General features: G+C 74.2%; 13 protein-coding genes. 7 read left to right on the top strand and 6 right to left on the bottom strand.

The genetic code is table 11. From position 1 onward, the window contains the following. Positions 1–34 precede the first annotated feature (34 nt). The 4 genes from ACZ7DE_RS22655 to ACZ7DE_RS22640 all read left to right on the top strand — a co-directional run bounded on the left by ACZ7DE_RS22655 (position 35) and on the right by ACZ7DE_RS22640 (position 3,806). Positions 35–484, top strand: a complete 450-nt coding sequence (locus ACZ7DE_RS22655) for a carboxymuconolactone decarboxylase family protein (protein ID WP_470763917.1) — start codon at positions 35–37, stop codon at positions 482–484. Positions 485–649: 165 nt separating this feature from the next. Next, positions 650–1,849, top strand: coding sequence for an NUDIX domain-containing protein (locus tag ACZ7DE_RS22650; RefSeq protein ID WP_470763915.1), 1,200 nt, complete (start codon positions 650–652; stop codon positions 1,847–1,849). Further along, the gene (locus tag ACZ7DE_RS22645; RefSeq protein WP_470763914.1) at positions 1,839–2,384 is read left to right on the top strand and encodes a GNAT family N-acetyltransferase; all 546 of its coding nucleotides are present in this window, start codon (positions 1,839–1,841) and stop codon (positions 2,382–2,384) included. The genes ACZ7DE_RS22650 and ACZ7DE_RS22645 overlap by 11 nt, the downstream gene beginning before the upstream one ends. Positions 2,385–2,603: 219 nt before the next feature. Beyond that, positions 2,604–3,806 (top strand): phosphodiester glycosidase family protein, encoded by a 1,203-nt coding sequence (locus tag ACZ7DE_RS22640; protein WP_470763912.1) that lies wholly within the window; start codon positions 2,604–2,606, stop codon positions 3,804–3,806. Between the two features lie 30 nt (positions 3,807–3,836). On the opposite strand, the gene ACZ7DE_RS22635 is transcribed toward ACZ7DE_RS22640, so the two are convergent. From ACZ7DE_RS22635 to ACZ7DE_RS22610, 6 genes are all read right to left on the bottom strand, one after another. Further along, a complete protein-coding gene (locus ACZ7DE_RS22635) occupies positions 3,837–4,031 on the bottom strand; it encodes a hypothetical protein (RefSeq protein WP_470763910.1) in 195 nt (64 codons plus the stop codon). Between the two features lie 114 nt (positions 4,032–4,145). Next, on the bottom strand, positions 4,146–5,006 hold the full coding sequence (locus ACZ7DE_RS22630) for a phosphatidylinositol-specific phospholipase C/glycerophosphodiester phosphodiesterase family protein (RefSeq protein WP_470763908.1): 861 nt from the start codon (positions 5,004–5,006) through the stop codon (positions 4,146–4,148). A gap of 171 nt (positions 5,007–5,177) precedes the next feature. Further along, positions 5,178–6,278, bottom strand: a complete 1,101-nt coding sequence (locus ACZ7DE_RS22625; RefSeq protein WP_470763906.1) for an acyl-CoA dehydrogenase family protein — start codon at positions 6,276–6,278, stop codon at positions 5,178–5,180. Then, positions 6,257–7,441: an acyl-CoA dehydrogenase family protein gene (locus ACZ7DE_RS22620; protein WP_470763904.1), complete on the bottom strand. Its 1,185-nt coding sequence runs from the start codon at positions 7,439–7,441 to the stop codon at positions 6,257–6,259. The genes ACZ7DE_RS22625 and ACZ7DE_RS22620 overlap by 22 nt, the downstream gene beginning before the upstream one ends. Further along, positions 7,438–8,409, bottom strand: coding sequence for an NADPH:quinone oxidoreductase family protein (locus ACZ7DE_RS22615; protein ID WP_470763903.1), 972 nt, complete (start codon positions 8,407–8,409; stop codon positions 7,438–7,440). Before ACZ7DE_RS22615 ends, ACZ7DE_RS22620 begins: the two co-directional genes overlap by 4 nt. A gap of 85 nt (positions 8,410–8,494) precedes the next feature. Then, the gene (locus ACZ7DE_RS22610) at positions 8,495–9,067 is read right to left on the bottom strand and encodes a helix-turn-helix domain-containing protein (RefSeq protein WP_470763902.1); all 573 of its coding nucleotides are present in this window, start codon (positions 9,065–9,067) and stop codon (positions 8,495–8,497) included. A gap of 90 nt (positions 9,068–9,157) precedes the next feature. On the opposite strand from ACZ7DE_RS22610, the gene ACZ7DE_RS22605 reads away from it, so the two are divergent. The 3 genes from ACZ7DE_RS22605 to ACZ7DE_RS22595 all read left to right on the top strand — a co-directional run bounded on the left by ACZ7DE_RS22605 (position 9,158) and on the right by ACZ7DE_RS22595 (position 12,259). Beyond that, positions 9,158–10,087, top strand: coding sequence for an NAD(P)/FAD-dependent oxidoreductase (locus ACZ7DE_RS22605; RefSeq protein WP_470763900.1), 930 nt, complete (start codon positions 9,158–9,160; stop codon positions 10,085–10,087). 163 nt (positions 10,088–10,250) lie between these two features. Further along, on the top strand, positions 10,251–11,789 hold the full coding sequence (locus ACZ7DE_RS22600) for an ATP-dependent DNA ligase (protein ID WP_470763898.1): 1,539 nt from the start codon (positions 10,251–10,253) through the stop codon (positions 11,787–11,789). Then, positions 11,786–12,259, top strand: a complete 474-nt coding sequence (locus tag ACZ7DE_RS22595; RefSeq protein ID WP_470763896.1) for an NUDIX hydrolase — start codon at positions 11,786–11,788, stop codon at positions 12,257–12,259. The genes ACZ7DE_RS22600 and ACZ7DE_RS22595 overlap by 4 nt, the downstream gene beginning before the upstream one ends. Positions 12,260–12,307 lie beyond the last annotated feature (48 nt).

The raw sequence follows: 12,307 nt of genomic DNA, 5'->3' as shown, positions 1-12,307 counted from the left end.
CGCGTTCCCGCCCAGGGTGGTTGGATCTTCACCCATGACCCGACGGATCTTCGTGGACAAGCAGAGCCCCAAGGCCTACCACGCGCTGGTGCAGACCTCCGAGGCCGTGCGGGCGACCGCCGCCGACGCCGGTCTGGAACGCATCGTCGTGGAACTGGTCAACCTGCGCGTCTCCCAGCTCAACGGCTGCGCGTTCTGTCTCGACGTGCACACCGGGGCCGCCCTGCGCGCGGGCGAGGACACCCGGCGGCTGGGCGTCCTCGCGGCCTGGCGGGACACCGGCCTGTTCAGCCCCCTGGAGCGGGCGGCCCTGGCGCTGGCCGAGGCGACCACCGCGCCCACCGACGCCGACGCGCAGGAGGCCGCGTACGCCGAGGCCCGCCAGGTGCTCACCGAGGACCAGATCTCCGCGGTGATCTGGGTGGCCGTCACCATCAACGCCTTCAACCGGGTGTCCATCCTCAGCAAGCATCCCGTGCGCTGAGGCCGGCGTGCTCGACGCGGCGCCGGCAGGGGGAACCGACAGGGGGGCGGGGCGATGGTTGTCCGACGCACGGTCAGGTAAGAATCGTCCGGCCGGCCCCGAGCGCCGGCCCGACGACCACCGTCCGGACCGAGCGTCCGCGCGCCCCTCAGGAGGCCCCCGCCCATGCCCCGTCCTCCCTCCCCCGGCGGACCCGAGTCCGTCAACGCCGACGCCTGGCAGGCCTACGCCACGCACCATCTGCGGCGCGGCACCGTGCCGGCGGAGGCGGAGCGGATCGACTGGGGGTTCCCCGGCGCGGGCCCGGACGAGTCCTTCCTCGGGGAGTTGAGGGGCCGGCGGGTCCTGGACCTCGGGTGCGGCACGGGCCGGCACGCCGCGCGGCTCGTCCGCGCCCACGGCGCGGTCGTCGACGCCGTCGACTCGGCCGCGGGCCAGATCGAACGGGCCCGGGCCCGGTACGGTTCCCTGCCCGGACTGCGCCTGATCCACGCCGACGCCGTCGCGCACCTGCGGGCGGCGCGGCCCTACGACGTGATCTACTCCGTGAACGCCGTCCCGTTCATCGACCCGCGCCGGCTGCTCCCCGCCCTGGCGACCGCGCTCGCCCCCGGCGGGACCCTCTGCTTCTCCGTGCTGCACACCGACTCCCGCGGCGAGGGGCCCTCTTCGGACCTGGAGGACCGGCCCGAGACCCTGCGCTTCGCGGGCGGCGGCGAGACCACGGTCCGGATGTGGGCGCCCGCCCCCGAGGTGTGGGAGACGCTGCTCACCGAGCACGGGCTGCGCGTCGAGGACGTGGTGACGGTGACGTCGCCGCACCCGGACGACCCGGCCGCCTACCGCGTCTTCCGGGCGCGGCGGCCGGTGCGCGTCTCGTCCCGTCCCCGCTCCGGCCTTCCGCCCGCCGCGCACGCCGCGATCGGTGTCGGCGCCATCCTGCACGGCCCCCGCGGGCTGCTTCTGGGCCGTCACCGCCGGGGCACGTGGGAGCTGCCGGGCGGCACGGTCGAACCCGGGGAGTCGCTGCCGGAGACGGTCGTGCGCGAACTGCGGGAGGAGACCGGGCTGCGGGCGGCCCCCTCGGACGTACACCTGCTGGGCACGCTCCTCGACCAGGTCGACGGTGTCGTGCGGATGACGGTCGGCGCCGTCGTCACGAGCTGGCGGGGCGAACCGGCCGACCAGCCCGGCGAGAGCGTCGGCGACTGGCGCTGGTACGCGCTGGACCGGCTGCCGCCGTCGCTGTTCGTGTGCAGCGCCCAGTCCCTCACCGCCTGGCGCCCGGACCTGCCGATCGACCACGCCCCGGCCCACTTCGCTCCCTACGCTCCCCTCCCCCGGCCGGACGGCGATGACGACTGACCCCGCCGGCCCGCCGCGCGTCGTGGTGCGCCCCCGCCTCCCGGCCGACCTGGACGGTTGCGTGGCCGCGCTCGCGCTGGTGCACACGCACAGCGGCTATCCGGTCGACTGGCCACGGGATCCCGCCGCCTGGCTGACTCCGGCCGCCCTGCTCGCGAGCTGGGCGGCCGAACTGGACGGCCGGGTCGTGGGACATGTCGCTCTGTGCGCCGCCGGGGAGGGCGACCTGGCGGCGACGATGTGGAGCGGCCGTCCCGGCCGTGCCGCGCCCGCGGTGATCAGCCGGCTGTACGTCTCTCCCGCGGCCCGCGGGCAGGGGTTCGGGGCGGCTCTGGCGGGCCGGGCCGTCGCGGCGGCGCGGGCCCGTGGTCTGCATCCGGTCCTGGACGTGGTCGCCGCCGACCCCGCCTCGGCCTTCTACGCGCGACTCGGCTGGCAGTTCCTCGGCGCCGGCGTCCAACAGTGGGGACCGGACCAGGCCGTGGCCCTGAACTGCTACGCGGCTCCCGCCCCGGAGCGGCCGCCGACGAGCTGAGACCGGCCCGCGAGCCGCGAGCGTCGCGCGCACGGGATAGCACAGGCTGTCGTGCGGCACGGCCGAACAGGGCGGGAAGACACCCGGAATCGTGCGATTCCTCACCCGATCCCGTGGTCTTCCCGCCCACCTCCAGGGAGGTGTTCCCGCAGGTAATGAGAGAGTTGCGCACCGAACTACCCAGGGGGGTCCGTGACACGACATCAAAAACGGTCCAGGGTGCGCAGAAGGTCTCTGACCCTGCTCGTCGCACTCGGCACCACGGCCGGTGCGACGCTCGCGGGGGCCGCCTCGGCCGACGCCGCGACCTGGACCACCGTGGCGGCAGGCGTGTCGTACCGCCAGTACGACCTGCAGGGGGCCGCCGGGACGACGCACGCGCATGTGCTCAACGTCGATCTCACCAACACCCATGCGCGGCTGGGGCTGTTGTACCCCGGCGCGGTCGCGTCCCGCGCGGCCGTCTCCACGCTGGCGAACAACCAGAAGGCAGTCGCCGGCATCAACGGCGACTTCTTCAACATCTCCGAGGCGCAGCACCCGGGCGTCGCGGCGACCGGGGCGAGCGTGGGTCCGGCGGTCGTCGCCGGGAGGGTGCTCAAGGGCGCGGTGCCCGACGCCCAGCGGTTCGGTCCCGAACTGCCGCCGGGCACGAACACCAGGGCCGTGGTAGGCGTCGCCGCCGACGGCCGGGCCCGGCTGGACAGCCTGTCCCTCAACGCGTCGTACACCGCCTCGGGGCGGCGGCTGCCGTTGGGCGGCGTCAACCAATACGCGCTGCCGGAGAACTCCGTCGGCGCGTACACCTCGGACTGGGGCGGCGCCTCGCGCAGGCGGGCCACCTGCGGCACGGACGTGGAACGGGCCGCGGCGTGCAGCACCAGCACGTACGAGGTGACGCTGAGGAAGGGCAGGGTCGTGTCCGTCTCGGCCACGCCCGGCGGCGGGACCATCACGGCCGGCACGACGGTCCTGGTCGGGCGGGAGGCGGGTGCGCAGCGCCTGAAGAGGCTCGTCATGGGCCAACGGGTGGCGGTGCGCTACGGGCTGAGGTCGGCGTCGCAGTCGGCGTACGCCTTCGCCGTCGGCGGCTACCCGGTCCTGTCGGGGGGTCAGCCGCTGGCCGGTCTGGACGAGTCGGTGTCGGCCGTGCGCACGGCCGTGGGCATCGCCAACGGCGGGAAGCGGGTGTTCCTGCTGGCGCTGGACGGCGCCACCGCCTACCGCAGGGGCCTGACCATCGCCGAGGTCGCCGCCACGCTGAAGGGCCTGGGCGCGACCGAGGGCTTCAGTCTGGACGGCGGCGGCTCGTCGACGCTGGTCGCCCGCCCGACGGGCGCGACGAGGGTCACGGTCCGCAACCACCCCTCGGACGGGGCGGAGCGTCCCGTGCCGAACGGCATCGGGGTCTTCACCAGGTAACCGCGGTGCCCCCGGCGCCCCGACATGGCCTCACGGGCGAAGGCTGCCGACGATGTCAGCCGTCGCCGTGAGGCCGCTGTGGATGGTGGGAGCCATGCTGGTGCCGGCCAGCAGGAAGCCGAGCAGCAGGCAGACCAGAGCGTGCGAGACCTTCAGGCCGCCGTTGCGCATGAAGATCACCGCCAGGACCACCAGCAACAGCACCAGGGAAATCGAAATCGCCATCGTCAACCTCCTCCGCCACGTCCGCTTTCACGGCGTTCGGCCGCAAGTGTGGCGTAACGGAGGGTTCGTCCGTGCTGCGGACCTGTCCGCCGAACGAGTGGTGTCAGAGGAGCGCTACGCCGTCCGGCGGGCGTCCAGGAAGGCCTCCAGACCGGCAAGGTCGTCGGTGTTGAGGTGGTCGACGCCCGCGGCGAGGAGTTCGGTCCACAGCGCGTCACGGGCGGGGCCGGGGAGGTCGGGCGTGGCCCAGAACCGCACCTTCTGTCCGCGCGCGTGGGCCGTGCGCACGATGCCGCGCAACCGCTGCCGTTCGGCTTCGGGGAAGCTTCCGACGCCGAGCCAGGTGAAGTTGAGCGTCCAGTTGTCGCTGATCAGCGACGCGAACGAGGCCTCGGTGGCGCCGAGGTCGACGAGCCGGCCGTCGTAGAAGGCCCGGCGGACGGTCTGGGCCTCCATCGGGGCGCGGGCCGCGCGGTCGCCGGAGATGACGGCGGTGACCGGCCCGGCGTGCACGCGGCCATGCGCATATGTGGTGAACAGGTCGCTGTGACGCCGGAGTTGGCGGTCGAGTTCGAGGTACGTCGCGGCCCCCTCGGTCTTGATGTCGATGAGCAGTTGCAGCGGATGCCGGTGCCCCCGGTACACCGAGCCGCGGTTGGCCTTCACACGGGCGGCGAGGGGTGCGAGGTAGAGGGACTCCAGGGTGCGGGCCGGGTCCAGGTCGACCGGGTCGTGGGCGACGAGGAGACTGCCGTCGACGAGGAAGACGTCGGCCTCGACGCTGCCGAAGCGATGGTCGAGCGCGTCGAGGAGAGGGCGGGGGTGCTCGTAGTCGTTGTGGGCGTGGGCGCGCCACAACGGGCGGGCACGGCGCGTGTGTTCGCCGGCGAACGCGCTGCCGGCGTTCGGAGCGAGGGGTGCCGCGAGCGCGGCGCCGAACGCGGTGAGGGCTCTGCGGCGGGTGACGAGGGCCATGTTCTGCCTCCCTGTGGGGCGGGTCCGAACCACAGGGAGTATGAGGGCCACCGGTCCCGAACGGACCTGGGCGGGACAGGAGTTGGCCGGACCGCCGCCGTCCGTTCACTCCTTCGGCCCGGGCGCACGGAAAAGCCCGCCCCGGGTGGGGCGGGCTTCACCGGGTGACGATCAGGGGGCCTGCAGGTCGACGAGTGCGGCCAACGCCTCACGGTGGGCGCCCGCCGTGCCGTAGGCGACCGAGTCCGCCTTGGCCCGCTTCAGGTACAGGTGGACGGGGTGTTCCCAGGTCATGCCGATGCCGGCGTGCAGTTGCAGCGCCTCCTCGGCCGCGTGCACGGCGACCTGAGCCGCGTAGGCCTGCGCGACGGCCACCGCCACATCGGCGTCCTCACCGGTGGCGAGCGCGTCGGCCGCGTTGCGGGCGGCCGCACGGAGGTTGACGACCTCCAGCCAGAGCTGGGCGAGCCGGTGCTTGAGCGCCTGGAAGCCGCCGACGGGCCGGTTGAACTGCTTGCGCTCCTTCAGGTAGCGCACGGTCTCGGTCAACGCCCAGTCGGCGAGGCCGAACTGCTCGGAGGCGAGCAGCCCGGCGCCGGCCCGCAGTGCGCGGCGCACGGCGGGCCCGGCGTCGCCGAGGCGGCGGCCGGGAGCGCCGGCCAGGGTGACCGTGGCGAGGGGCCGGGTGAGGTCGAAGGAGGTCTGCGGGGTGACGGTCGCGGCGTCCGCCTCCACGGCGTACAGTCCGCCGTCGTCGCCGGGCACGAGCAGCACGTCGGCGACGACCGCGTCCGCGATGCCGGTCAGCTCTCCCCGCAGTAGGCCGTCCTCGACGTGCACGGCCCGGTGGGCGGCGCCCGGTGCGAGGTGCAGCCCCACGGCCAGGGCGCCGATCGTCCGGCCGGAGGCCAGCCGGCCGAGCAGTTCTTCGTCCTCGCAGGCCAGCAGCGCCTCGGTGGCGACCACGGCGCTGGTCAGGTACGGCACGGGGGCGATCGCGCGCCCCAGCTCCTCCAGCACCACGGCCACTTCGCGGTGGGTCGCGCCCTGGCCGCCGTGCGCCTCGGGCACCAGCAGGCCCGCGAGGCCCATGCCGTCGGAGAGGGCCTTCCACGCCGACAGGTCGTGCGGGGCGCCGGACTCGGTCCGGGCGATGACGCCGGGCGCGTCGCAGTGGTCGGCGAGCAGGTCCCGGACGGCGGCGCGCAGCGCCTCTTCCTCCTCCGAGTACAGCAGGTCGGGCTGTGTGTTCACCGGGACAGGTCCTTCCATGCGACGTCCTTGTCGGTGCGCGGTTCGGAGGGCAGGCCCAGGACGCGCTCGGCGACGATGTTCAGCAGGACCTCGCTGGTCCCGCCCTCGATGCTGTTGCCCTTGGAGCGCAGGTAGCGGTACCCGGCGTCCCGGCCGGTGAAGTCCACGAGCTCGGGGCGGCGCATGGTCCAGTCGTCGTACAACAGGCCTTCCTCGCCGCGGAGTTCGACCTCCAGGCCGCTGATCTCCTGGTTGAGGCGGGCGAAGGCGAGCTTCATGCCGGCTCCCTCGGGGCCGGGCTGGCCCAGGGCGAGCTGCTGGCGCAGGCGCTCGCCGGTGAGACGGGCGACCTCGGCGTCGACCCACAGCTTCAGCAGGCGCTGGTGCAGGTCGTGGGTGCGCAGTTCGGGCCGCTCGCGCCAGGTCCGGGAGACCGGGCCGATCATGCCGCCCTCGCGGGGCAGGCGCATGCCGCCGATGGCGACCCGCTCGTTGTTCAGCGTGGTCTGCGCGACCCGCCAGCCGTCGCCGATCTCGCCGAGCCGGCGCGAGTCGGGGATGCGGACGTCGGTGAGGAAGACCTCGTTGAACTCGGCCTCGCCGGTGATCTGGCGCAGCGGCCGGACCTCGACGCCGGGGTCGGTCATGTCGCAGAGGAAGTAGGTGATGCCCGCATGCTTGGGCACGTCCGGGTCGGTGCGGGCGATGAGGATGGCCCAGCGGGCGACGTGGGCGCTGGACGTCCACACCTTCTGCCCGTTGACGACCCAGTCACCGTCCGCCTCCCGCACGGCACGCGTGCCCAGCGCCGCGAGGTCGGAGCCGGCGCCGGGCTCGCTGAACAGTTGGCACCAGACTTCCTCGCCCGTCCACAGGGGCCGCAGGAACCGCTGCTTCTGCTCCTCGGTGCCGTACTTGAGGATGGTCGGCGCGGCCATGCCGAGGCCGATGCCGATGCGCCGCGGGTCGTTGTCGGGAGCGCCCGCTGCCTCCAGCTCGGCGTCCACCACGGCCTGCAGGGAGCGGGGCGCACCGAGGCCGCCGAGGCCCTGCGGGTAGTGCACCCAGGCGAGCCCCGCGTCGAAGCGGGCCTTGAGGAAGTCCGGCCGGGCGGTCGTGGCGGGCGGGTGTGCGGCCAGCAACTCCGCGGTGCGGCGCTTGAGTTCGGCTGCGTCGGTCATGCGGCGGCTCCGTTCTGCGGTACGACGGCGACCCGGCCGGTGGTGACGCCGTCGGCGACCCGCTGCACGGCGGCCGCGGCCCCGTCGAGCGGCACGCGCTCGCTGACCAGCGGCCGGATCGCGCCGCGGGCGGCCAGCTCGGTGAGCTGTTCGTGGCAGTGCTGGACCAGCTTCGGGTTCTTGGTGTTGTACAGGCCCCAGTGCAGGCCGAGGATCGCGTAGTTCTTCACGAGGGCGTGGTTCAGCGCGGGGCTCGGGATGGTCCCGCTCGCGAAGCCGACGACCACGATCCGGCCCTCGAACGCGACGGCCTTGGCGGACTGCGTGTAGGCCTCGCCGCCCACGGGGTCGTAGACCACGTCGGCGCCCCGGCCGCCGGTGGCCGCCTTCACGGCGCCGACGACGTCCTCGGCCCGCCGGTCGATCACCACGTCGCAGCCGAGCTCCCGGGCGACGGCGGCCTTCTCCGCGCCGCCCACCACGCCGATGACGGTCGCGCCGGCCGCCTTGCCCAGCTGTACGGCCGCGCTGCCGACCCCGCCCGCGGCGGCGTGGACGAGGAGGGTCTCGCCGGCCTCCAGGCGGGCCCTGCGGTGCAGGCCGAACCAGCCGGTCTGGTAGCCGATGTGCAGCGCGGCGGCCTCGGCGTCGTCCAGCGACTCGGGGGCGGGCAGCAGCGCGGCGGCGTCCGCGACGGCGTACTCGGCGAAACCGCCGTACGGCAGGGACGGGTTGGCGATCACCCGGCGGCCGTCCTCGGTCTCGCCGCAGATCTCCACGCCCGGGGTGAACGGCAGCGGGGGCCGGACCTGGTAGTGGCCCCGGACCATCAGCGCGTCCGGGAAGTTGACGTTCGCGGCACGCACCCTGAGCAGGACCTGGTCGTCGCCGGGCGTGGGGCGCTCCACTTCCCGGAGCCGCATCACCTCACTCGGCTCGCCGTTCTCGTGCACCTGCCATGCCTGCATGCGGAGCCTCCACGGGACTGCGTCGTCGGACCCTGGTCCCACGCATACTAAGCGGTCGCTTGCCCGAGGGGAACCGTTGCGTGCGTCACCTCTGGGTCGGCCGCGCCCGCACGTGCATGCGCTCGCCCTGCGGGCCGAAGAGACTGAGGAACTCGGCCGGCCCCTCGCCCGTCGAGCCGAACCAGTGCGGCACGCGGGTGTCGAACTCGGCGGCCTCTCCCGCCGTCATCACCACGTCGTGCTCCGCGAGCACCACCCGCAGCCTTCCGGACATCACGTACAGCCACTCGTAGCCCTCGTGGGTGCGCAGCTCCGGCTCCTCCTCGCGCTGCGGCACCAGCACCTTGAAGGCCTGCAGTCCGCCGGGCTGGCGGGACAGCGGCCAGAAGGTGCGGCCGTTGCGCACGAGCGGCTTGGCGCGCACCCGGGGGTCGCCCACCGGCGGCGCCCCGACCAGCTCGTCCAGCGGGACCTGGTGGGCCTGGGCGATCGGCAGCAGCAGCTCCAGGCTGGGCTTGCGCAGCCCCGACTCCAGCCGCGAGAGGGTGCTGACGGAGATGCCGGTCGTGTCGGACAGCGCCGCGAGCGTCACCTCCCGCTCCTTGCGGATCCGCCGCAGCCTCGGTCCGACCTCCGCGAGCACGTCATCGGTAGTCATGCCTCGATCATTGCTCGCATTTGCCGAAGCGGCAAAGATGTTTGTCGATCCCGCATCCGCCCGGCGACCGTGGCCGCGGAGGTGGTCACCATGACCGAGCGGTACGAAGTGATCGTCGTCGGCGGCGGGGCCGCGGGCCTGTCCGCCGCACTCGTCCTGGGCCGGGCCCGGCGCCGGACGCTGGTCGTCGACGCGGGCGAGCCGCGCAACGCGCCCGCCGCCCGCATGCAGGGCTATCTGTCACGCGACGGCATGCCGCCCGCCGAGTTCCTCGCCGCCGGGCGCGAGGAGATCGCGCGGTACGGCGTGGAGCTGGTCCGCGACCGCGCGGTGGACGTGACCGGGGGCGAGGACTTCGCCGTCCTGCTCGCGGGAGGCCGGACCGTGCACGCCCGTCAGCTCGTCGTCGCGACCGGGCTGAAGGACGAGCTGCCACCGGTCGCGGGCCTGGCCGGGCGTTTCGGCCGGGACGTGCTCCACTGCCCGTACTGCCACGGCTGGGAGGTCCGCGACCAGGCCTTCGGCGTGCTCGCCACGACCCCGATGAGCGTCCACCAGGCGCTGATGGTGTCCCAGTGGTCGAAGGACGTCACCCTCTTCCTGCACACCGTCGCCGAGCCGGAGCTGACCGACGAGGACCGGCGCAGGCTCCGCGCGGCCGATGTGGACGTCGTCCCCGGCGAGGTGGCCGCGCTGACCGTCGAGGACGACCGGCTCACCGGGCTCCGGCTCGCGGACGGCCGCACGTACGCACGCGAGGTGGTGTTCGTCGCGCCCCGGGCCGTGCCTCGGACGGACCTCCTCGAGCGGCTGGGCGCCGAGATGAACGAGACCCCCTTCGGCACGTACCCGGTGGTCGACGAGCGCGGCTCGACCACCGTGCCCGGCCTGTGGGCGGCCGGCAACGCGTCCGGCTTCGCCGAACAGGTCGTGAACGCGGCCGGCGGCGGCTACCGCGCGGGAGCGGCGATCAACGCGGAACTGCTGATGGCGGACCTGGACGCCCCGGTACAGGGGTGACGGCGCGGCCGTCCGCAGCCGACGCCCGCCCGTGCCGGGGCGTGCGCCGCTGCCCGACCCGCCCGGCCGCGCAAGGGTGGCGCCGCGGCCGGGCGGACGGCGCCCGCGGGCGGTGGCGCCGGGCCCGGGTGTAGGTGTGGCTGTCGCGTTGCACCATGGCTGCATGTTGCTGACCCGGCTCGCCGACGTGTCCCGGGAGGTCGCCGCCACCTCGGCGCGCTCCCGCAAGATCGCCCTGCTCGCCGAACTCTTCCGGGACGCGGAGGCTGACGACGTCCCCATCGTCATCCCCTACCTGGCCGGGCGGCTCCCCCAGGGCCGCCTGGGCGTCGGCTGGAAGGTGCTGGGCCGTCCGGTCGCCCCGGCCGAGGCGCCGACCCTGACGGTGCGCGAGGTGGACGCCCTGCTCACCGAGCTCGGCCAGGTGTCGGGCCCCGGCTCGCAGGCCGAACGCACCCGCCTGGTCGGCGAGTTGATGGGTGCGGCCACCGGGGACGAACAGCGCTTCCTGATCGCCCTCCTCACCGGCGAGGTCCGCCAGGGGGCGCTGGACGCCGTCGCCGTGGAGGGCCTGGCGCAGGCGACCGGTGCGCCCGCCCCGGACGTGCGCCGGGCGGTGATGCTGGCCGGATCGCTGCAGACGGTGGCGCAGGCGCTGCTCGGGGAGGGGCCGGCCGCGCTGGAGGCGTTCCGCCTCACCGTCGGCCGGCCGGTGCTGCCGATGCTCGCGCACAGCGCGTCCACCGTCGCCGAGGCGGTCGGCAGACTCGGCGTCTGCGCGGTGGAGGAGAAACTGGACGGCATCCGCGTCCAGGTGCACCGCGACGGCGACGACGTCCGTCTCTACACCCGCACGCTCGACGACATCACCGACCGGCTGCCGGAAGTGACCGAGGCGGCACGGCGGTTGACGGGCGCGCGCTTCGTCCTGGACGGGGAGGTCATCGCCCTCGACGAGACGGGACGTCCCCGCTCGTTCCAGGAGACCGCCGGCCGCGTCGGCTCCCGGGTGGACGTGACGGCGGCCGCCGAGGCGGTGCCCGTCTCCCCCGTCTTCTTCGACGTGCTGTCCGTGGACGGCCGGGACCTGCTCGACCTGCCCTTCGCCGAACGCCACGCGGAGCTGGCCCGGCTGACGCCCGAGCCGATGCGGGTGCGCCGGACGGTCGTGTCCGGCCCCGACGACCTCGAGGCCGCGGAGGAGTTCTCGCGGCAGACGCTGCTGCGCGGCCACGAGGGCGTCGTGGTCAAGGCCCTGGACGCGCCCTACAGCGCGGGCCGGCGGGGCGCGTCCTGGCTGAAGGTCAAGCCGGTGCACACCCTCGACCTCGTGGTCCTGGCCGCCGAGTGGGGCCATGGACGGCGCACCGGCAAGCTGTCCAACCTGCACCTCGGCGCCCGCACCGCGGACGGCGGCTTCGCCATGCTCGGCAAGACCTTCAAGGGCATGACCGACGCGATGCTGGCCTGGCAGACCGAACGCCTCCAGGAGCTCGCCGTGGAGGAGAACGGGTACGTGGTGACCGTGCGGCCCGAACTCGTCGTGGAGATCGCCTACGACGGTCTGCAGCGCTCCACCCGCTACCCGGCCGGCGTCACCCTCCGTTTCGCCCGTGTGCTCCGCTACCGCGAGGACAAGCGCCCGCAGGAGGCGGACACGGTGGAGACCCTGCTCGCCGCCCACCCGGAGGTACGCCCGTGACGCCGGCGCCGCCCCGACGCAGCGCGGGACTGCTGCTGTTCCGGCGCACCGGCGGCGGGCCGGAGGTGCTGCTCGGCCATATGGGCGGCCCGTACTGGGCGAAGAAGGACGCCGGGGCGTGGACCGTGCCGAAGGGCGAGTACGAGCCCGGCGAACCGGCCTGGGAGGCGGCCCGCCGGGAGTTCCGGGAGGAGCTGGGACTGCCGCCGCCCGACGGCGAGGCGATCGCGCTCGGCGAGGTCCGGCAGACCAACGGCAAGATCGTCACCGCGTGGGCCGTCGAGGCGGACCTCGATCCGGCGGCGATCGTACCCGGCACGTTCACGATGGAGTGGCCGCCGAGGTCGGGACGGATCCAGGAGTTCCCGGAGCTGGACCGGGTCGCCTGGTTCGGACTCGACCGGGCGCGCGAGGTGATCGTCACGGCGCAGGCCGCGTTTCTCGACCGGCTGGCGGAGCACTCGGGCTGAGCGGACGCGCACGCGTTGCGGCCTCGGGTCCGGCGCGGGAAGGTCGAA

The sequence above is a fragment of the Streptomyces sp. NPDC037083 genome (assembly GCF_055606485.1).
This window is presented reverse-complemented; position numbering and strand designations above follow the sequence as displayed.